Genomic DNA, 17,255 nt, shown 5'->3' with positions numbered 1-17,255 from the left:
GGGGCCCGCATCAGGGCGGTGGTCAGCTGGCGGAGTGCTGGTACAGGCGGATCGCCGACGGGTCGTTGATCATGCCGTCCATGCGGGCGAAGCCCAGGAACGCCACCTGCAGGTACTCGGCGTAGCGCTCGACCAGGCGCAGGGTCTGCACGTCGAGGACCTGGCGGATGAGGTAGCCGGCCTTGAAGTCGCCGAAGGCCAGGCTCTTGGCGCCGGCGGCGGGCACGGGCATCGAGTTGTCGATGTTGTACGTGAACCCGTTGATCGTGGCCGGGAAGCCGGGGGCGGGGATCGGCTGCCACAGCGGCCGGCCCTGCTGGTCCTTCAGCTTCCGGATCACCTTCAGCGTCAGGTCGTGCATGAGGTACTGGGCGTTGGCGCGGTAGGCGCTGTCGACGGAGTGCTCGAGGTCGACCAGGTCGTCGTAGATGACCGACGTGGTCTGGCCGTTGGCGCCGGTCTTGCCGACGACGGCGCCGGTGGTCAGGCCCTCGGGCTGGTCGACGCCGGTGCCGGTGGTCCAGGCCCGCGCCGAGCGCCGGCCGATCCGCTCGCCCAGCTTCTTCGGCACCCAGGTCTCCAGGCTGAACGCGGAGTCCTGCAGCAGGTTCAGGGACAGCCGCACCTGCTTGGAGCTGAACGTGTAGGCCTTCAGTTCCTTCCCGCCCAGCTGCAGGTCCTGCTCCCCGGTGGGCTGGTTCTCGCCGAGGATCTCGCCCTCGTTGGAGGTGTCGTCGTTGGTGGGCCAGTTCAGGTTCGCCCCGGTGGAGGTGGTGATGACCTCGGCCAGACCGAACAGGCCCCCGAAGGCCTTCATGGTCTCGGTCATGATGTTGCGGAACTCCTCCGGCACGGTGAAGCCGCCGCCGGCGTCGGTGTTCGTGCCCATGGCCCGCAGGCTGACCTGCTGGTCCATCATCAGGTTCCGCTGGTCGGGGGTGAGGCGGTCCATGCCGCCGCGCAGGTAGACGGAGAACGCCTCGGTGTACTGCCGGGTCCGCTCCTCGCCGTCGCCCTCGCCGCGGCGGTTCTCGGGCTCGCCGGTCGTCACCGCGATCTGGCTGCGGTCGACCTTGTCCAGGGCGGCCATCTTGTTCAGGCGCTCGATGTCGCCGGACACCTCGGTCAGCCGCTTCTCGGCCGCGTCCCAGTTGGCGCGCTCCTCGGCGGTCCAGTCCCGGCCCTCGCGCTCGGCGAGGGACTGGATGTCCTGCATCCGCTGCCAGGTGGTGTTCTGCTCTTCGATCAGCCGCTCGAGCTGTGCGGGCATGTCGCATTCCCTTCAGGGCATGGCGAAGGCCCCGGCGCACGGCCAGGGCCTCGGGGTGAGTACGGGGGTTACGAGGGGATCAGCGGCAGGCCGTAGCGTGCGGCCAGTCCCCTCATGCGCAGGATGCGGCTGTCGCTGTCGGCCCGAGTGGTCACGGCCGGCTCGGTGCCGTCGGCGGCAGCGGGTGCGTCCTGCGGTGTGCTGGTCTCGCGAGTGGTCTCACCCGGCTCGCCTGCGACCTGCTTGAGTTCCGGTGCCTTCAGCCCGGCGTCCTTCAGATGCCGGGCCAGGTGCTTGTAGACCGTCTGGCGGTCCTCCTCGGGGATCGCCGTCCCGCCGCGGGCGCCGTTGAGGACGCCGATCGCCGTGGTGCACGCGACGGTGGAGGCGGCGCCGACGTCGCCGTCCACGCCGACGAAGTGGTGGATGAACCGGTACGAGGACTTGGCGGCGGCGTCCCCGTCGGGGTCCACCCAGGCGTGCGCCTGGCGCAGCGCCGTCTCCTCGGCCGGCAGGTCGCTGGAGTTGCCCGGCCCGTCCCACGCCGCGTCGGAGGTGTCGGTGGAGTGTGCCGCCAGGGCGCCGCGCTGCTCGGCGGCCGCCGCCTGCCGCACGGCAGCCCCGGCCCCGTCGGTGTCGCCGTCGCTGTCGTCGGCCGGGCCGGAGCCGACCAGCTGCAGCAGGTCCCGCAGCTCCGGCCGGTACCGGGCGCGCCGCTCGATCGCGGCCTGGTCGCCGCGCCGCACCAGGGCGCTGGCCACGCTGGCGAGCTCGGCCTCGGTGTCCTCGTACTGCGGGAACGTCACCGCGGAGACCTCCAGCAGCCGCACCTCCAGGATCCGCCGCACCTCCACCTCGGCGGTCTGCCCGTCGGAGGTCTCCACCTTCTCCAGGGTCCAGTCGTCCTTGACCACCCAGAACCCGAAGCTCATGCCGGTGATGTTCTTGTTGCGGACGTTGGCCTTGAGGTCGTTGACGTACGACAGGGCCGGGTCCAGGGCCGAGTCGACCGGCAGGCCGTGCGCGTCCTCGGCCAGCTGCAGCGTGCCCGCCGACACCCGGGAGACCACGTAGTACGAGTCGTGGTCGATCAGCATCCGGGCGTCGCCCTCCTGCAGGGTCTTGGTGAACGCGCCCGGCGCGATCTCCTCGTAGAACCCCCAGCGCAGCGGATTGCCGATCGCGGTGCGGCTGTTGAACTTCGCGGCGTAGCCGATGAACCGCTCACCGCCGTCGGCCGCGCTGTCGCCGTCCACCGCCCGGATGACGACCTCTGCCGTGGACAGCGGCAGGTGTCGGCGCTCCTCGGCCGTCGTCCTCGTCAGGGTCCTCATCAGCTGCTCTCCTCGTCCTCGTCGGGGGTCTGCATCAGCCGATGCGCCTCCGCCATCAGCGCGGCCGCCCGGGCCCGGTTCGATCCCGCGCCCGCCGGCTGCTCGCCGTCCGGGGCCAGCGGGTTGGAGCCCAGCGGCGCCATGTACATCGGCTGCAGGTAGACGTCGCCGCCCTTCCCCTCGGGCAGCGGCGGCAGCTCCTCCAGCGCCCGCACGTCGTCCGCGCTGTAGGCGCCGACGTCGCGCATCGCCCGGTAGTACGTCGCCCGGGCCGCCGAGTCGCCGCGCAGCAGCCCGCCCATGTTGTAGTTCGCGTACTGATCCCGCGGCAGCAGCTCCTTGGTGATGCGCTGCTCGGTCGGCGTCAGCCAGGTCGGGTTGAGGTCGAACGTCACCCAGCCCTGCGCCTGCTGCTCCAGCCCCGTCCCCCACGACGTGGACTTCTCCGTGGACATCAGCAGGAACGGCGGCACGCCGAACATCCGGCCGATCTCCGTGACCTGGAACATCCGCGACTCGAGGAACTGCGCGTCGTTGTTGGGCATCGCCACCGGCTTGTACGAGGCGCCGCTGTCCAGCACGGCGATCTCGTGCGAGTTGTGCACGCCGGCCAGCTTGGCCTTCCACCGCTCCTTCAGCCGCGCCGCCTGGTCGGGGTCCAGGCGCTGCTCGGTCTGCAGCACACCGCCGACCATGTTGCCGTTGCCGAACAGCCGCGCCGCGCTCTTCTCCGCGGCCTGCGCCAGACCGATGCCCTGGATCGCCAGCCGTACCGGAGAACAGCCGGTCAGCCCGTCGTAGCCCAGGCCCGGGATGTGCAGCATCTCCTTCGGCGTCCACACGTGGTGCACGCCCCAGTCGTCGACGACGTCGAACAGCTTCCCCGACGGGTTGGCCTCGCTGGGCCGGTCCCGGGAGACGCGCACCCGGTCCGCGGAGACCGGCCACAGCTCCTTGACCTGCCCGGCCCCGTTGCGGACCTTCTGAATGTAGGTGTTGCCCCACAGCACCCGGTAGGTGTACGCGAACCGCCACAGCTCCACCGGCGTCAGATCCGGATGCGGCTTCTTCAGCAGCTCCGACGGCTGCTTCTCCCGCGTACCGTCCAAGAACACCGGCAGCGGCAGCGCCGCCGACACCCCCGCGATCAGCGCCACCGCCCGCCACACCGGCGAGGCCCGCAGCGCCGTCGTCTCCGACACCGCCACCCCGGCGTCCGACTGCGCCCCGCCCAGGAACGTCGCCAGCGCATCGGAGGTCAGCGGCTGCGCCGGCGACTCCAGCCCCCGCCGCGACCACCCGCCGTACAGGCCAAACAGACTCACCGCCGCTCACCCCCCGCCCCGGTCCCGGCACGCCGCACCTCGGCCGAGGCCCGCTCGCACGCCACCACCCCCAGCACCCCGCCCACCACCAGCGCAGCCGCCACGCTCCACAGCCCCAGACCCGCGACGAGGACCAGCACGAACAGCGTCTCCAGCACCACCAGCCACCGCACCCGGCGACGGTCCCGCACCGCCTCGCTCTTCGTCACCACAGGTTCGGCGCCCCTTCCGGCTCGTCGTCGTGGTGCTGCTCCCAGCCCCACAGCGCGTACGTGCACGACACCAGCGGACACACATCCACCCCGTCCCCGCGGCGCGACCACAGCCACGCGTCGCCCACCTCACGCTTGGTCGCCCCGCCCAGCGCCGTCGCCAGCGGCGCCTCGTCCAGGTGCTGCAGGCTCTGGTCCTGCACCCGGTCGTAGAACTGCCCGCACGCCTGCGTCAGCTCGCGGACCTTCGGCGCCACCACCAGGTGCTCCCGGTTCCGGGGCTTGAGCCGGTTCCGCAGCGCCGCGGCCAGCGAACCGGCCGGCCCGCCCTCGTCGATCACCCATGCGCACGGTGACCACTTCTCGTCCAGCTCCGCGGCACGCTGCACCACCCAGTCCGTCCCCGGCTGGTGGCTGACCACCTCGACGTGCCGCCCCTCCTCGCCCGCCCGGCCGGCCACGCTGATCGCCGACCAGGTCCGCTCCGGGTTGGTGTCGATGGCGAACGCCACCGGATCCGCCAGCTGCGACCGGGCCACCCGCAGCGAGCGCCACGCCTCCTCCTCGATGACCTGCCAGGTCTCCTCGGACTGCACCGGGTACTCGCCGATACCGAGCCGCTCACGGTCGAACAGGTCGGGCCGCATCGTCGCCATCTCACGCCGTACCGCCTGCACCCGGATACGGATGCCCAGGGCGGGATTCACCCGCTGCCACGTCCGCACGTCCGCACGGTCGTCGTGGTCGGCACACACAATCCGCCCGTCCTCGTCCCGCGGGCACTCCCGCGTGTGCAGTACGGCCGACCACTCCAGGTACGTCAGCGAGTCGTCCGGCTCCGGCGTGCTGGCCAGCGCCCGCGCCCGCAGCAGCGCCAGCTGCTCGCTCTCCGCACCGATGCCGGCGCTGCACGCGTACAGGATCTGCGGGTTGCGACGCGCGGACATGACCGGCAGCAGCGCCCCGATCGGCGCTGCCCGCAGCGCCATCGCCTCGTCCATCACCAGCAGGTCGCTGGAGAACCCGCGCCCGGAGCCGCCCGTGCGGGCCAGGAACAGGATCCGGGCGCCGTTGTGGAACTCGAAGCCCTCCTCGCCGTGGCTGCGCAGGACGCGCTTGACGCGGCGGCTCAGCGCGTACGAGCCCTCGATCATCTGGTCCAGGCGGCGGAAGGACTCCCGCGCCGTCTTGAACTCGTGCGCGGTGTGGATGACCAGCTTGTCACCGAAGAGCATCACCCCGGCTATCTGCCGGGCCTCGAGGACACCGCCCTTGCCGTTCTGCCGGGTGACGTTCTGCACGACCTCGAACGACGTCCAGCGGCCTTCATGGTCCTCGGCGAGGCTGTGGTGCAGCTCCAGCTGCTGCCAGGGATCGAGCAGCAGGCCCGAGTCCGCGGCGAGTTCGATGGCCTCCTGCCCGGCCGGGGAGCGGAAGGCGAGCGCGGCCTGGTCCTCGACGCCGCTCCACGGCCCGGTCTCGATGCGCCGGTAGTGCGGGGTGGAGATGATCCGCGGGGTCTGGCAGCCGAGGGGATCGCCGCTACGCGGTGTTGCGGGGGCGGCGAGCAGCGAGCTCATCGATCTTGTCCCCCCTGTCCTTCGGGACGGCGAGCCCTCGCGCTGTGTTCATGGCCTGCCGCAGCTCGCGCGCGGCGGCCGCCACCTCCTTGGGATCGGTGCGCGAGTCCATGATCTTGGCGAGCCGCATGGCGGCGGCGGCCGCGGCGTTGCCGTCGGGTGATACACCCAGGTCATCGAGTTCGGCCTTGGTCGCCTTGGCAACGGCGCCCGCGCGCACGGCGCGGCGCTTCGGCTCGTCGGACATCGCTCACCCCCGACGATCTTCGTCACGCTCAGTCATATCCAATGATCATTACGGACAGTGACGGGCGGATGGTGTTGATCATGGTCGCTAATGGGGCCCAACTCGGTTCGCGGTGGTTAGCGATCGGCTCGGGGAGAGAACCGGGCGACAAGGGCTTTTGGGTCGCCCACCTCCGCGCTGAAGATCGGACCCACTCTCCCCCCGCCGGCAACGCCAGCGATCACCGCCGGGCGCCGCGCGACCGACCAAGCGGAACGCTGCGTGACTGAGCGCGGCTGGCCGGCCGAGGGCGGGGAAGCGTCACCAGTCCCGGGACGCCTGAGCGGCCACGGGCTGGGAGCGGCCCCCGCGGTAGTGCCGGTACCAGCGCGTGACCACGCGGTCCATCGCGCTCGAACGCATTGCGCGAACGCGGTCGCGGACCACTTGCTCGCCCGGGTCGACGGTGACGATCTCGGCCTCCAGGCGCCGGTAGCGGGCCAGCCAGGTGGCGCTGGGCATGGTGTGGATGAGGTAGACGTCCACGTCGTCCAGGTGCTTGACCGCCTCGTCGATGGCGGCATAGCGCGCCCGGAGCCCGACCTTGGAGGCGATCGGGTCGTGGTCCCACTGCGACGCGCCCGGGCCGGTGAGGGCGCGGGTGATGCGGTCCAGGTCGATGACCAGGTCCCGGGGCTTGGCCCGGGCCTCGATCCAGCTCGACTTGCCCGCGGCCGGCGGGCCGGTGACGACGTACAGCACGGAGAATCAGCCCTGTCCGCGGTACCGCACTGCGAACCCGGGCAGGCCGAGCCCGAAGTCCGGGTCGGCGCTCGCGGGACGCAGCGGGGCGCATAGCTCGGTCTCGTCCACGCTGCACGTCGGATGGGCCGGGGAGACGCCGGCGGGGACTCCCGTCCAGCGGAAGGGTTCGTCGCAGGCGCGGCAGTTCACCTTGATGTCGGCGGCGTAGCCGGTCACGGTCGGGTCGCTGTCGCTGGCTGTGATCCGGTTGACGGCCACGTAGGCGTCGAAGTCTTCGTGCGGGCAGGGTGTGTCCGGATCGGCGTGGCCGCTGCGAGGCTGGATGGTGTCGAGGTCGATGACGATGTTGCTGTGTGCCCAGCGCGGTGATCCGCCGTTGGTGACCTTGTGCCAGCCGGAGTCGTCTTCGTCGTCGAGGTAGGAGGTCTCGCCGTTGTACACGACCTCGACGATGTTCCGACGGGTGCCGACGAGGTGGCGTGCCCAGTACTGGGGGAAGTCGCTGGTGTCGGCGACGACGGCGGTGATGCGGCGGGCCTGGCAGGGTTCGCCGTTCCATCGGGTCTTCGGCATGGGCACCTCTTCGTTCGGTCCGGCTGGGGTGCACTCCTCGTTGTGCATGGCGACGTGCCGTGCGGCCAGGCGGTGTCCGTACCTGGCGCCTCCGATGCTGCCGTAGGAACCGCAGCCGTCGCAGCGCCAGGTGCGCCCGTCGTCGGCGAAGTAGGCGATGGGCTGCATGTCACCTCTTCCGTGTGCGGCACCAGGCGTGCCCGCAGTCGATCAGGTCCGGGTCGCTGTACGCGTCCGTGAAGCTGGCCGGCGGCTCGCTGGAGTCCATGCCGAGCTGGCGTTCCAGGCGGCTGGTCACGGCGTGTGAGGCGCGGTCGTGGGTCGGGCAGCGCCGGGCGATGCGGCGTAGCAGGGCGGTCACCACGGCTCGCGCCGTTCGATTGTGGCACCGTGCAGCGGGTGTCCGGGCGCGCAGTCGGCGATCAGGGCGTCGAGGCTGACGGCAATGGTGCAGATGGTGGCCTCGTCGGGGTGGTGGACGCAGACGAACCCGCCCGTCCCGTACTCGGCACCGGCCCAGGCGCGGCCGTCGGCGAGGCGCAGAAGGAACGGGGTGGGTGCTGCGGGAAGCGGCATGATCACCATCTCCTCGGGTGGGGTGCGGGCCGGCCGATGCAGGTGGGGTTGTGCCGGCCGAGGAGGCGGCAGGCGATGCGGCGTGGGGCGGTGTACAGGAATTCGCGTGGTTCGTGCCGGGCGTAGCCGATCCACCAGGCCGGGCCGGTGCGGGCCATCCAGGCGGCGCGGCGCGGGGTGATGACGCGCGGTGATTGGGTGGTGAGGGCGTGGCGGAGGCGGGCGCGGGCGGATTCGTAGTCGTCCTCGTAGCTCATGATCACCACCTCCGTGATGCACGCACCGGCTGGCGCTGGTGGTCGGTGCGGTTGCCGCGGGCGCTGTTGCAGCGGCGGTGCGCGCTGCGGGCGTTGGCGGGGTCGAGGAGGTCGCCGCCGCGTGAGAGGGGGACGGCGTGGTCGAGGGTGAAGGCGTCCCGGTGGCGGCCGGCGGTGGGGCCGGTGATGTCGTAGCGGATGGGTTCGCCGCACCACCAGCAGGGCAGGCGCAGGGCGCGCTGCTTGTCGCACAGGCGGCGGTAGGGGCGGCCGTTGCGCGGGTTGCGGGCCACGGGCTACGTGCGCCGGTGCCCGGTGCGGGCGATGGTGTTCGCGGCGGCCTGGTCCATGACTTGCTGGGCGCTGGCGGGGTCCACGGCGACGTGGAGGTCGTACGTGGTGGGCTGGCCGTCGGCAGTCGCGGGTACGGCGAGGGCGGCGGTGAGGCGGGACCAGGTCTCGGCCATTGCTCCGGCCTGCTCGGCGAGGCGTCTTTCGTGCTGTTCCTGTTCCAGTTTCCTGTCTTTGGACTCGCGGGCGGCGTAGGCGTCGATGTTGGCGAGGCGGGCTGCCTCCGCGTGGTGCTCGTCGGCCTGGTCGTAGTGCTGCTGTGCGGCGAGGGCGTGCGCATACGCGTGCTGTTGGGCGGTGCGGAGTGCCGTGACCCGGTCGAAGGGCTCGGGGGCGCTGGTGGGCACCGGTGGTCTCCTGTCGGTCAGGCGGTGCGGCGGCGTGTGGCTGGGTTGTAGCTGCGAGCGGTGCGGTGAGCGGCGGCGATCTGCTGCTGGCTGTAGATGCGTCGGCCGTGCTCGTCGTGCCGGGGGTCGGTGAGGTGTCCGCGGCGTTCCCAGGCGTAGATGGTCTGGGGGCTGCCGCCGATGAACGCGGCGGCCGCGCGGACGGTGAACCACAGGGTGCCGTCGGCGTCTTCGCGGCCGTGGGCTGGCTCGCGGTCCGAGGTGGGGGCCATGGTGATCACCCCCTGAAAATGCCGAAACCCCCGCTCATGGCGGGGGTTGGTGTGTCGTATGGGCACAGCTGTGCTGCTGGCACCGGATTATGCAGTGATGATCGCCTGGCTGTCCAGTAGATCGGCTGCGGGGCCGTGGCGGGGTCTGGGCCACGGCGTGCAGGGCGCTGCTCGGTACGGGAGGCCGGTCGTCAGTACATCTGTTCCGTGACGTCGGTGATCTTCACGGACACCTTCGTGCTCGACGAGGCGGTGCTGATCGACGAGGGCTGGTAGTTCAGGCTGGTCTCGTCGGAGAGTTCGGCCGTCGCGATGACCGGGCCGGACGCGTCGCCCTTGATCTCGTAGGTGATCTCGTACACGGAGTCCGGGTCGATGTCCTCGATGCCGAGGTAGGACAGCTCGGGCTCGACGGTCACGTTGCAGCCGGCCGAACCGAAGCACTGCCGGTCGGTCGTGCGCAACGTGATCTCGAAGCTGTCGGCGTCGAGTTCGGCGTAGGCCGGTTCCACTTCCGGCTCTTCGTCATCGGCGGCCGCGACCGTGTCGTCGGCCGGTGCGCTGGTCGATGTGGTGGCGCGGGGCTCGTCGTGGCCGTCCTGGGCCTGCACGACCCAGATGCCGGTGCCGATGACGGCGGCGATGACGGCGGCCGCGGAGCCGATGACGACCCAGTTGCGGGGCCGCCTCGGGGCCGGCGGTGGTGCGTGCGGCGGGAGCGGCGGAGGGAAGTCCGGCGAAGGCGGTATGGAGCTGGTCATTTGATTCCCCCTGGATCTGTTGTGCGTAGGTCCGGCCGGTCAGGAGACGTCGGCGCGGAGGGAGTCACCGAGCAGGCCGTCGGTGTAGGTGACGTACTTCGGGGTGAAGCCGCCCTGGCCGGTGACGTTGCCGGAGACGTTCTCGCCGGGCGCCAGCTCGACGGTGTCGATCTGCTTCTCGTCGACGCCGAGTTCGGCGGTGTGCTTGGTGCCGTCGGTGTCGGTGATCGTGAAGTAGAGCGGGTTGACGCTGATCGTGTCGTCGCTGGCGTTGGTGACGGTGACCAGGACGCTGGTGTAGTCGCTGTCGGGCGCGATGATCGACTTGGCGAAGTTGGTCTTCTTCGCCGTGACCTTCACCGGCGCTTCCTCGGCGGCCTCTTCCTTGGCCTTCTTCTCCTCGCCGGCCTTCTTGTCATCCTTGGCCTTGGCGTCGTCCTTCTCCTCGGCCGCCGGCTTGTCGTCCTGCTGGGCGACGGCGGGCTTGTCGGTGCTGTCGTCCGAGCCGCCGCCGCTGCTGCCGATCGCGCCGATGATGGCGATGAGCACGACCAGGGCGACGACGCCGAGGCAGCCGAAGCCGATGAACTTTCCGGTGTTGCTCTTCTTCGGCGGCTGCGGGACGGGACCGCCGAAGCCGGGGGCGCCGTAACCGGGCTGCTGCGGGCCGCCCCAGCCGGGCTGCTGCGGCGGGTAGGGCTGGCCGGGCTGCTGCGGCTGGTTGGGCTGGTTGGGCTGGCCGGGCTGCTGCGGGTACTGCTGGTTCATGATGCCCCCGAGGGATCGCTGTGTGATGCAGGTGTATGACAGGTGAAGGTGCTGTGTGGTTGCGGCAGATGGGGCAGATTCACCCGATCGTTATGCCGTCTATTGATCATTTCGGCGGGTCGGTCCCGGCGCGCTGCCGTTCCTCCTCCGCCTCGAGCTCCTCCCACGTCCCGCCGAGCTCCCTGGCCCGCTGCATCGCGGCCTCCTGGTCGGGGTCGGGTTCGAGCGAGCTCGGGTTGGTGAGCCGCATCCGGGCGGCGAGCGCTATGGCCTGCTCCTTGTCCATGTCAGCGGCCCCAGCAGTTGGCCAGGACGAGGGCCAGGAGGACGAGGGCGGCGAGGCAGCTGTGCCGGGGCAGCAGGCCGTCGCCGCGGGCGTCGTCGTGGACGCGGCGGATGCCGTCGCCGTCGAGGGGGGCGTGGCCGCCGTGGGCGGCGTCGCGGTGCTCCTGCTGGTCGGTCTCCGCGTCCTCGCAAGTGGTGCGCGGTCTGGGGGCGCGGGTGCGGCACTGGCGGCAGGTGTACAGGTAGGGCATGGGGTCTCCAGCAGGAGGGGCTACGACGGGGTGCTACGGCGTTGCTACGGGCGTAGCTGTGGTTGCTACATCGCAGGTCACGGCGGGTGCTACGGCGGGGCTACGGCGTCTTGGTGGGGGTGTGGGGCGGGGCGGGGAAGAGGGGTTGGAGGTCGTCTCGGTGGACCCCTCGGTTGGTGCGTCGGCGGCCCTCGGAATCGCGGGCTCCGACGGCCCGGCGGAGGGGGATGCGGAGGGCGCCGAGAGCGGCCTCGACGTCGGCCTGGGTGGGGGCCGGCCGGTGGGCCTTGCGGGCGGCTTCAGCGAGGTGCTCGGTGACGGTCTTCAGGTGCACTCCGGGGGCCGTACCGATCAGCTGCCACAGCAGTCCGGGCAGGGGGTCGACGGGGGCGTTCTCGGTGTCGTCCTGCGGGGGCCCGCCGGCGGGCCTGGTGCGCCGTTTGTCGAGGGCGTCGAGGCGGGCGAGGAGCCGGTCGGTGCCGTCCTTGGGGAGGAACAGGCCGACGGCCAGCAGGAAGACGGTCACGATCGCCAGGGCGGTCCAGCCGCCGTAGTAGAACGTGGCCCAGGTGGCGACGAGGTGCAGGGTGTAGGTGCCGCGGGCGCCGATGCGGGAGCTGGACCAGGCCCACCAGCTGCTGACGCCGGCGGCGAGCCAGCCGAGGACGCCGGTGGTGGCCTGCTCCCCTGCCCCCTCGGCGTCGTCCTGCTCCTGCTCCTGGTTGTTCTGGTCTTCGAGGACCTCGTCGACGTGCTCCTCGCCGGGGGCCGGGATGGACGACTTCTTGCGGACGCTGATGAAGGCCATCACTGCATTCCCACGCGGGCGTTCTCGATGGCGTCGGCGATGTAGGTCCAGTTCCCTCCGGCACCGGTGGCGACGTAGAAGAAGACCAGGGCGACGTAGCCGACCTGCCGGGTGGTGAGCTTCTTGTACAGCATGAAGATCAGCAAGCTCAGGGCGATGGCGGGCATGGTCAGGCCCTTGAAAAAGCCCTGGGCGAAGCCGATCAGACTGCCGACCAGATCCGGGACGACGCCGAAGGGGCCGCCGGCTGCCTTGTAGGCGCTGCCCGCGAGCATTGCGACGAGGACGGTGGTCCACCAGCCGAGCGGCTTGAGCTGGCCGCCTCCAGGGACCCCCCAAATCAGCAGGGCGGTCAGCGCTACCGCCAGCCCGACCGGGCCCAGATTGCCGAAGACGTTCACAAGATCTCCAGAGTGTTCCAGGCGGTGCCGTAGAGGGCGATGCCGGTGACGACGGATGCGATGGGGACGGCGGCCGCCCAGCGCACGGGCAGGGCGTAGTGGGAGAAGCGGCGGCGCAGCAGCTCGCAGCCGACCGCGATGGCGCACATGACGATCGAGCTGATGTTGAGCAGGCCGTGGGTGTCGATCCAGGCCGTGGTGCTGGTGGCGAGGTCGACCCAGCCGAGGCGGTATCCGGCTGCGGCTGCGGTGCCGTGCAGGACGAGCCAGCGGATGCGCGGCGGGATGTCCTGGTAGGCGTCGATCAGGGAGCGGCGCGGCTGCGCGTCGAGCGGCGAGTACGGCGTGCCGGGGCTGCGGCTGCGCTTACGGCGGCTGCGGCTGCGGCTGCGCGGCTTGGCGGATGCCGTGGGCTGCGGCTCGTCGTCCTCGTCCGGCTCGTCGTCTTCGTCGTCCAGGTCCTCGTCGTCGAGGTCCTCGTCGTCCGGGGTCGGCTCGTCCTCGTCGGGGTCGGTGTCCTGGGCGGACTTCCACAGCGGCAGGCGCAGCCGGATGGTGCGCCTGCCGGGCTGCGGCTGCACAGGAGCGGGTGCAGCCGGGGACGGCTGCGGCTGCGCGTGGTTGAGGACGGTGGTGAGGAAGTAGCGGATGCGCATCTCGTCCGCGCCGGGGGCGTTGTGGCTCACCACTGGTCCCACATGACCATCAGCGCCAGGCCGTACCCGGCGGCGAGCAGCCCGGCGTTGTAGCGGATGCGCGGGCTCGGGTGGAACAGAGCGACGGCGGCCAGGGCGGCGGCTGTTCCAAGGAGAGTGAGGATCATCGGCGGTGTCCTTGGTGGTAGGGCGGGAAGAGGCTGGCGGCCAGGGCGGCGAGGGCCGGGCCGTCCCTGGGGGGAGCTGGGGTGAGGCGCGCGAGGGCCCGCAGGTGGTGGCAGGCGTCCTCGGCCGGGACGATGGCGATGCCGTTCAGCCGGAGCGGGCCGTCGGGCAGCGGCGCGCCGTCGACCAGGGCGACGGGGATCACGCGGGTGCCGAGGAGCTCGGCGACGCGCGCGGCCTCGTAGCGCAGGCCGTTCAGCCGGCCGGTGACGTCGAGGTCGCCGTGGAACAGGCGGCCGCCGGTCTCGGTGACCGGCCAGCGCGCGGACCAGCGCTTGGTGTCGGGCAGGACGACGACACCGTGCGGGCTGATCGCGAGGTGGTCCAGGTTGGCGGGGCTGCCGGGCAGCGCACGGTCGTGCAGGATCGTCCAGCCCGCGCGGGTGAGCGGGGCCAGGCGTACGGCGGTACGCCGCTCCCCTTCCGCGCCGGCCGCCCACCGCGCGGCCTGGCGGCCGCGGCGGGTGGGGATGCCGAGGTGCTCGGCGAGGCGGACGGTGGGGGTGCGTAGCTGGCGGGCGCGGGCGGCTGCGGATGCGCCCGCGCCACCGTGACGGCTGCGGCTGCGGATGCGCCGGGCGAGGGCGCGCAGCCGGTCGCGGCCGACAGTGAAGTACAGACCGGCGGCCGCGACGAGCAGCAGGGCGGTGAAGCTCATCTCAGGCCTCCTTCGCGGACGGCTGCGGCTGCGGCTGCGTGTCCTCGAATGCGGCGGTGAGCGTGTCGGGCAGCAGCGCCTGGATGCGCTGGGCGCGGCGCTGGCCGATGCCGAGTTCGGACTGCAGCCGCCGGAGCGACGCCTTCTTCCCGTCCTCGCCGAGCGAGTGCAGGTTGATGGGCTTGGCCCGTTTGAGGAGCTGCGCATCCTCGTCCGGGCTGCGCAGCTCGGACACCGGGCGCCGCTGCCTGGCCGGGCGCGTACGGGGCGTGGCCTGCGACGGTTGCGGCTGCGGCTGCGCATCCGGCTGGGCGGCTGCGGGGATGTACGGCTGGCCCTGCCGTACCTCGGGCTGCGGCGGCGACATCGGCGCCAGCTCCAGCACCAGGACGTTCCCGGGCTCGGGATGCGCAGCCGCATCCGCGTCCGGGGATGCGGCTGCGTCGGCGGGCTGGTGGTCCGCATCCGGCTGCGTCAGGGCGAGTGCGGATGCGGCCGTGTCCTCGAAGTCGCTCTCCTCCGCCTCCGGCTGGGCGGCCGGTCCGAGCGCGGGTACGGGCTGCGGCTGCGGGGCGAGGATTGGCTGCGGCTGCGCATCCTTGGGTGCGTCGGGCTGCGCAGCCTTCGGGTGCAGCGCGATGCGCACCAGGCCCTCGGTGACCGGCACGCCGTACTCGGTCGTCAGCGCGGCCAGCTCTGCGGGCGTCGCCGTCCCGTGCGCTTCGTGGACGGCCTGGATGGCGTCCATGGGGTGCATCCGGCGCAGCGCGGCACCGGCGACACCGAGGGGCGTCGCCGGGTGCGGCTCCTCCTCGGGGGCGAGCACCCACGGGGAGGGCACGTCCATCGTGCGGAGTTCCCCGGCGGTGCGACGTCCGGCGAGGTCCTGCAGGAGACGGTGCCGGCGGGTGCCGTCGGCCGTGGCGCGGGAGCGGGCGACCGCGGCGGCGAGCCGGGCCCTGCCCCACGGGCCGATCCAGCGGCGGGAGGCCAGGCGTACGGCGCGGGCGTGCGCGCGGTCGCGGCTGATCTCCTCGGCGGTCCGGTTGCGGGTGGCGAGACCGAGGTGGGACAGCAGCCGCTCGCGGAGCTCGTGGCCGATCTGCGCGGGCAGGCCGGAGCTGAGGGCCTCGGGCCGGGTGACGCGGATGTCCAGGCCCATGGCGAGGTGCCACAGCGTGGCGGACATGACCGGGCCGAACACGGCACGGACGAGGCCGCCGACGAGGCCGGACTCGACGAACGCGGGGATCACCTGGACGACGGCGATGCACCAGACCAGGACGCCGGGCACGCCGGGGGTGCCGGCGCTGTCGGCGGTGGCGGTGGCCCGCTTGTTGGCGCGGGCCATCACGGCGCAGACGATCAGCACGATCTCACCGGCGGCGAAGAGCCAGGCGCGCTCGGTGGTGTCCATGTTCAGTTCGTGGCCGGCGAACCGCCAGGAGGTGTCGGCGGAGAAGCCGGTGCACACCAGGGCGCCGATCCCGGCGGCGAGGACGGGTCCGCTGGTGCGGTGGGCGATGTAGGCGGCGAGGCCGGTGAGGACAGCAAGAAGGACGCCCGCGACGGCGAGGACGGGCCAGTGGGCGGCCGTCCATGCGGTGGGCTGGTCCAGGAACACGGTTCTCCTCTGGCTGATACGGGTGGTGCCGTGCCCCGGGCCGGGGCGGCGCGGGGCACGGCGGTCTCGGTGGGTCAGCGGGAGCGGCGGGAGCGGCGGAACGTGGCGCCGGTGCGGAAGCGGGCGCGGTCCTGGTCCTCCCAGGCCTCGGCGGCGGCGCCGGCCTTGCGGGCGCCGGTCGTCTTGGAGCGACGGAACCGGCCGGCGTCACCGGCGACGGCCACGCCGGCGGCGGGGTAGTCCCGAGTGGACTGGGCGCGGCGGAAGAACCCCATCAGGCGGCCACCGCCCAGGTGATGCCCTGCGGGTGCGGGCGGCGCGGCCTGATCGGCAGCGGCTCCTTCGCGCGCCCGTGCTCGGGCTCCGGCTCGGCGGAGACCGTCGAGTTCGAGGTGCCCGTGATTCCGGGGTCGGAGCTGCCCTGGCACTTGCGGCAGTACCAACCGCCCGTCCCGTCCGGCTGCATGGTCCGCCCGCAGCAGGTCGGCGCGCTCATGCGTCACCTGCGATCTGCCGGAGCTGGGCGGCGTAGTCGCGGCGGACAACCGCCCCGTCGATCTCGGGGGCGAGGGCCCGCAGGGCGCGCAGGAGGGGCGGGTCCATGGTGGTGGCCTGCAGCAGGGCGTGGCGGCCGATGGTGGTGATCGTCTCGCCGGGGCGGATCGACTCAAGCTTGTCGGCCATCTCGCGCATCAGGCCCTTGGCCAGGTCGCTGACGGAGAGGGTGTACGGCTCGGTGCGCGGCCTGTGCTGCCGGTTGGGCGGGTGGATACGATCTGGCACGTCGTTTCTCCTGGTCGCTCAGGGGATTCGGCACCCCGGCCCATATGGAGCGGCAACTCCGGGCCGGGGCTTTGTTGTTGTGCGGCGCGGGCTCCGAACCTGCGCTGTATGGTGACCGTACACCAGATGTGCGGTCACCATACAGCTCTCTGGGGAAAGGCCCGCCGAACTGAGAGGTGCGGGCGTGGCAGACGACGAGGAGGTGCAGCGAGTGTTCGACGCCCTCGACGACGTAGAGCGCATCGCCGACCCGGAGGCGCGGTCGCGCGCTCAGGTGCAGATCACGGCAGCGACCAGGGAGCGAGCTGCCCGCTGGACGCAGGAGCGCTCCGTGCTGGCTCACCAGATGCAGGCGGAGGGGGAATCGGTGCGGGGGATCGCGAAGCGTCTCGGAGTGAAGCCGAGTACGGTGCAGGATTTGCTGCGCGGCTACAGGGGGTCAGGCCAGAACCGGCCCCGCTCTGGGGAGGCGTCGGATGGATGAGCTGGTGCGGTGGCTCGGCGAGCAGTTCGACGAGGACGAGCGGAGTACCCGGGCGGCGACGCCCGGCCCGTGGAGACGAAGCGGCTTCGGTAATTACGGGCCGGCCGTCACCTTCGGGCGCACCTACACCGGTATCGAGACCGAGGACAGTGAGCAGGGCCGCGCGGATGCCGACCACATCGCGGAGCATGATCCGGTGCGAGTGCTGCGCGAGATCGACGCCAAGCGGCAGATACTCAGCCTGTATGTGACCGCCGCGAACGACCGGGAGACGTTGCGAGTCCGGATGCGCGAGGTGGTCAACACCAATCACGAGGAGTTCGGCCGGCTGCATCAGCAGGAGAGCGAGCTGATCGAGACGGCCCGTCGCCTGAAGCCTGTCGTACACCTGCTCGGCGTGCCGTACGCGGACCGGCCCGGCTACCGCGAGGAGTGGCGGCCGTAGGCATCAGGTTTGGCCAGC

At 71.8% G+C, this 17,255-nt stretch carries 29 protein-coding genes; 2 read left to right on the top strand and 27 right to left on the bottom strand.

What is annotated here, in order from left to right; genetic code table 11:
* Positions 1-22: 22 nt before the first annotated feature.
* The 27 genes from UW392_RS61265 to UW392_RS61135 form a co-directional block, all read right to left on the bottom strand.
* Positions 23-1,270, bottom strand: a complete 1,248-nt coding sequence (locus UW392_RS61265; protein WP_320784192.1) for a phage major capsid protein — start codon at positions 1,268-1,270, stop codon at positions 23-25.
* 68 nt (positions 1,271-1,338) lie between these two features.
* Positions 1,339-2,604 (bottom strand): HK97 family phage prohead protease, encoded by a 1,266-nt coding sequence (locus UW392_RS61260; RefSeq protein ID WP_320784191.1) that lies wholly within the window; start codon positions 2,602-2,604, stop codon positions 1,339-1,341.
* Positions 2,604-3,929: a phage portal protein gene (locus UW392_RS61255; protein WP_320784190.1), complete on the bottom strand. Its 1,326-nt coding sequence runs from the start codon at positions 3,927-3,929 to the stop codon at positions 2,604-2,606. Before UW392_RS61255 ends, UW392_RS61260 begins: the two co-directional genes overlap by 1 nt.
* A complete protein-coding gene (locus UW392_RS61250; RefSeq protein WP_320784189.1) occupies positions 3,926-4,141 on the bottom strand; it encodes a hypothetical protein in 216 nt (71 codons plus the stop codon). The genes UW392_RS61255 and UW392_RS61250 overlap by 4 nt, the downstream gene beginning before the upstream one ends.
* Positions 4,135-5,721, bottom strand: coding sequence for a terminase (locus UW392_RS61245; RefSeq protein ID WP_320784188.1), 1,587 nt, complete (start codon positions 5,719-5,721; stop codon positions 4,135-4,137). The genes UW392_RS61250 and UW392_RS61245 overlap by 7 nt, the downstream gene beginning before the upstream one ends.
* Positions 5,684-5,968, bottom strand: a complete 285-nt coding sequence (locus tag UW392_RS61240; protein WP_320784187.1) for a hypothetical protein — start codon at positions 5,966-5,968, stop codon at positions 5,684-5,686. The genes UW392_RS61245 and UW392_RS61240 overlap by 38 nt, the downstream gene beginning before the upstream one ends.
* Positions 5,969-6,268: 300 nt before the next feature.
* Positions 6,269-6,709 carry a hypothetical protein gene (locus tag UW392_RS61235; protein WP_320784186.1) on the bottom strand — a complete coding sequence of 147 codons (441 nt, stop codon included), beginning with the start codon at positions 6,707-6,709 and terminating at the stop codon, positions 6,269-6,271.
* A gap of 6 nt (positions 6,710-6,715) precedes the next feature.
* On the bottom strand, positions 6,716-7,453 hold the full coding sequence (locus UW392_RS61230) for a hypothetical protein (protein WP_320784185.1): 738 nt from the start codon (positions 7,451-7,453) through the stop codon (positions 6,716-6,718).
* A 1-nt stretch (position 7,454) separates the two neighbouring features.
* Positions 7,455-7,649 carry a hypothetical protein gene (locus tag UW392_RS61225; RefSeq protein ID WP_320784184.1) on the bottom strand — a complete coding sequence of 65 codons (195 nt, stop codon included), beginning with the start codon at positions 7,647-7,649 and terminating at the stop codon, positions 7,455-7,457.
* Entirely contained in the window at positions 7,643-7,861 is a 219-nt protein-coding gene (locus UW392_RS61220; RefSeq protein ID WP_320784183.1) for a hypothetical protein, read from the bottom strand. The genes UW392_RS61225 and UW392_RS61220 overlap by 7 nt, the downstream gene beginning before the upstream one ends.
* Before the next feature lie 2 nt (positions 7,862-7,863).
* Positions 7,864-8,118, bottom strand: a complete 255-nt coding sequence (locus tag UW392_RS61215; protein ID WP_320784182.1) for a hypothetical protein — start codon at positions 8,116-8,118, stop codon at positions 7,864-7,866.
* Positions 8,119-8,120: 2 nt separating this feature from the next.
* Positions 8,121-8,411, bottom strand: coding sequence for an HNH endonuclease (locus UW392_RS61210; protein WP_320784181.1), 291 nt, complete (start codon positions 8,409-8,411; stop codon positions 8,121-8,123).
* A gap of 3 nt (positions 8,412-8,414) precedes the next feature.
* Positions 8,415-8,816: a hypothetical protein gene (locus UW392_RS61205; RefSeq protein ID WP_320784180.1), complete on the bottom strand. Its 402-nt coding sequence runs from the start codon at positions 8,814-8,816 to the stop codon at positions 8,415-8,417.
* A gap of 17 nt (positions 8,817-8,833) precedes the next feature.
* Positions 8,834-9,088, bottom strand: a complete 255-nt coding sequence (locus tag UW392_RS61200) for a MerR family DNA-binding transcriptional regulator (RefSeq protein WP_320784179.1) — start codon at positions 9,086-9,088, stop codon at positions 8,834-8,836.
* 191 nt (positions 9,089-9,279) lie between these two features.
* Positions 9,280-9,849: a hypothetical protein gene (locus tag UW392_RS61195; protein ID WP_320784178.1), complete on the bottom strand. Its 570-nt coding sequence runs from the start codon at positions 9,847-9,849 to the stop codon at positions 9,280-9,282.
* A 39-nt stretch (positions 9,850-9,888) separates the two neighbouring features.
* Positions 9,889-10,617, bottom strand: a complete 729-nt coding sequence (locus UW392_RS61190) for a DUF4352 domain-containing protein (protein WP_320784177.1) — start codon at positions 10,615-10,617, stop codon at positions 9,889-9,891.
* Positions 10,618-10,723: 106 nt separating this feature from the next.
* Positions 10,724-10,903 (bottom strand): hypothetical protein, encoded by a 180-nt coding sequence (locus UW392_RS61185; RefSeq protein ID WP_320784176.1) that lies wholly within the window; start codon positions 10,901-10,903, stop codon positions 10,724-10,726.
* A 1-nt stretch (position 10,904) separates the two neighbouring features.
* Entirely contained in the window at positions 10,905-11,153 is a 249-nt protein-coding gene (locus UW392_RS61180) for a hypothetical protein (RefSeq protein ID WP_320784175.1), read from the bottom strand.
* Positions 11,154-11,253: 100 nt separating this feature from the next.
* Positions 11,254-11,961 (bottom strand): hypothetical protein, encoded by a 708-nt coding sequence (locus UW392_RS61175; RefSeq protein ID WP_320784174.1) that lies wholly within the window; start codon positions 11,959-11,961, stop codon positions 11,254-11,256.
* Positions 11,961-12,362 (bottom strand): hypothetical protein, encoded by a 402-nt coding sequence (locus tag UW392_RS61170; RefSeq protein ID WP_320784173.1) that lies wholly within the window; start codon positions 12,360-12,362, stop codon positions 11,961-11,963. The genes UW392_RS61175 and UW392_RS61170 overlap by 1 nt, the downstream gene beginning before the upstream one ends.
* A complete protein-coding gene (locus UW392_RS61165; protein ID WP_320784172.1) occupies positions 12,359-13,048 on the bottom strand; it encodes a hypothetical protein in 690 nt (229 codons plus the stop codon). The genes UW392_RS61170 and UW392_RS61165 overlap by 4 nt, the downstream gene beginning before the upstream one ends.
* Positions 13,045-13,185: a hypothetical protein gene (locus UW392_RS61160; RefSeq protein WP_320784171.1), complete on the bottom strand. Its 141-nt coding sequence runs from the start codon at positions 13,183-13,185 to the stop codon at positions 13,045-13,047. Before UW392_RS61160 ends, UW392_RS61165 begins: the two co-directional genes overlap by 4 nt.
* Positions 13,182-13,901 carry a nuclease-related domain-containing protein gene (locus UW392_RS61155; RefSeq protein WP_320784170.1) on the bottom strand — a complete coding sequence of 240 codons (720 nt, stop codon included), beginning with the start codon at positions 13,899-13,901 and terminating at the stop codon, positions 13,182-13,184. The genes UW392_RS61160 and UW392_RS61155 overlap by 4 nt, the downstream gene beginning before the upstream one ends.
* A 1-nt stretch (position 13,902) precedes the next feature.
* Entirely contained in the window at positions 13,903-15,525 is a 1,623-nt protein-coding gene (locus tag UW392_RS61150; protein ID WP_320784169.1) for a hypothetical protein, read from the bottom strand.
* A gap of 74 nt (positions 15,526-15,599) precedes the next feature.
* Complete coding sequence (locus tag UW392_RS61145; protein WP_320784168.1) at positions 15,600-15,800, bottom strand: hypothetical protein; 201 nt, start codon at positions 15,798-15,800, stop codon at positions 15,600-15,602.
* Positions 15,800-16,021 (bottom strand): hypothetical protein, encoded by a 222-nt coding sequence (locus tag UW392_RS61140; RefSeq protein WP_320784167.1) that lies wholly within the window; start codon positions 16,019-16,021, stop codon positions 15,800-15,802. The genes UW392_RS61145 and UW392_RS61140 overlap by 1 nt, the downstream gene beginning before the upstream one ends.
* Positions 16,018-16,308, bottom strand: a complete 291-nt coding sequence (locus tag UW392_RS61135; RefSeq protein ID WP_320784166.1) for a hypothetical protein — start codon at positions 16,306-16,308, stop codon at positions 16,018-16,020. Before UW392_RS61135 ends, UW392_RS61140 begins: the two co-directional genes overlap by 4 nt.
* 184 nt (positions 16,309-16,492) lie before the next feature.
* Here UW392_RS61135 and UW392_RS61130 point away from each other — a divergent pair, with 184 nt between their 5' ends.
* Together UW392_RS61130 and UW392_RS61125 are read left to right on the top strand one after the other, a co-directional pair.
* Positions 16,493-16,792, top strand: a complete 300-nt coding sequence (locus UW392_RS61130) for a helix-turn-helix domain-containing protein (protein ID WP_320784165.1) — start codon at positions 16,493-16,495, stop codon at positions 16,790-16,792.
* Entirely contained in the window at positions 16,785-17,237 is a 453-nt protein-coding gene (locus UW392_RS61125) for a DUF6221 family protein (protein ID WP_320784164.1), read from the top strand. The genes UW392_RS61130 and UW392_RS61125 overlap by 8 nt, the downstream gene beginning before the upstream one ends.
* The last annotated feature ends 18 nt before the right edge of the window (positions 17,238-17,255 follow it).

This window comes from Streptomyces sp. CRN 30 (genome assembly GCF_034105845.1).
The sequence above is the reverse complement of the archived record's forward strand: the minus strand, read 5'-3'. Positions and strand labels throughout refer to the sequence as shown.

What these genes read in the sequence shown, in the direction of transcription:
- UW392_RS61175 (WP_320784174.1), bottom strand. Translation starts at nt 11,961, where the DNA reads ATGGCCTTCATCAGCGTCCGCAAGAAGTCGTCCATCCCGGCCCCCGGC.
- UW392_RS61215 (WP_320784182.1), bottom strand. Translation starts at nt 8,118, where the DNA reads ATGAGCTACGAGGACGACTACGAATCCGCCCGCGCCCGCCTCCGCCAC.
- UW392_RS61160 (WP_320784171.1), bottom strand. Translation starts at nt 13,185, where the DNA reads ATGATCCTCACTCTCCTTGGAACAGCCGCCGCCCTGGCCGCCGTCGCT.
- UW392_RS61155 (WP_320784170.1), bottom strand. Translation starts at nt 13,901, where the DNA reads ATGAGCTTCACCGCCCTGCTGCTCGTCGCGGCCGCCGGTCTGTACTTC.
- UW392_RS61240 (WP_320784187.1), bottom strand. Translation starts at nt 5,968, where the DNA reads ATGTCCGACGAGCCGAAGCGCCGCGCCGTGCGCGCGGGCGCCGTTGCC.
- UW392_RS61220 (WP_320784183.1), bottom strand. Translation starts at nt 7,861, where the DNA reads ATGCCGCTTCCCGCAGCACCCACCCCGTTCCTTCTGCGCCTCGCCGAC.
- UW392_RS61245 (WP_320784188.1), bottom strand. Translation starts at nt 5,721, where the DNA reads ATGAGCTCGCTGCTCGCCGCCCCCGCAACACCGCGTAGCGGCGATCCC.
- UW392_RS61185 (WP_320784176.1), bottom strand. Translation starts at nt 10,903, where the DNA reads ATGGACAAGGAGCAGGCCATAGCGCTCGCCGCCCGGATGCGGCTCACC.
- UW392_RS61140 (WP_320784167.1), bottom strand. Translation starts at nt 16,021, where the DNA reads ATGAGCGCGCCGACCTGCTGCGGGCGGACCATGCAGCCGGACGGGACG.
- UW392_RS61125 (WP_320784164.1), top strand. Translation starts at nt 16,785, where the DNA reads ATGGATGAGCTGGTGCGGTGGCTCGGCGAGCAGTTCGACGAGGACGAG.
- UW392_RS61265 (WP_320784192.1), bottom strand. Translation starts at nt 1,270, where the DNA reads ATGCCCGCACAGCTCGAGCGGCTGATCGAAGAGCAGAACACCACCTGG.
- UW392_RS61200 (WP_320784179.1), bottom strand. Translation starts at nt 9,088, where the DNA reads ATGGCCCCCACCTCGGACCGCGAGCCAGCCCACGGCCGCGAAGACGCC.
- UW392_RS61190 (WP_320784177.1), bottom strand. Translation starts at nt 10,617, where the DNA reads ATGAACCAGCAGTACCCGCAGCAGCCCGGCCAGCCCAACCAGCCCAAC.
- UW392_RS61260 (WP_320784191.1), bottom strand. Translation starts at nt 2,604, where the DNA reads ATGAGGACCCTGACGAGGACGACGGCCGAGGAGCGCCGACACCTGCCG.
- UW392_RS61230 (WP_320784185.1), bottom strand. Translation starts at nt 7,453, where the DNA reads ATGCAGCCCATCGCCTACTTCGCCGACGACGGGCGCACCTGGCGCTGC.
- UW392_RS61180 (WP_320784175.1), bottom strand. Translation starts at nt 11,153, where the DNA reads ATGCCCTACCTGTACACCTGCCGCCAGTGCCGCACCCGCGCCCCCAGA.
- UW392_RS61195 (WP_320784178.1), bottom strand. Translation starts at nt 9,849, where the DNA reads ATGACCAGCTCCATACCGCCTTCGCCGGACTTCCCTCCGCCGCTCCCG.
- UW392_RS61145 (WP_320784168.1), bottom strand. Translation starts at nt 15,800, where the DNA reads ATGGGGTTCTTCCGCCGCGCCCAGTCCACTCGGGACTACCCCGCCGCC.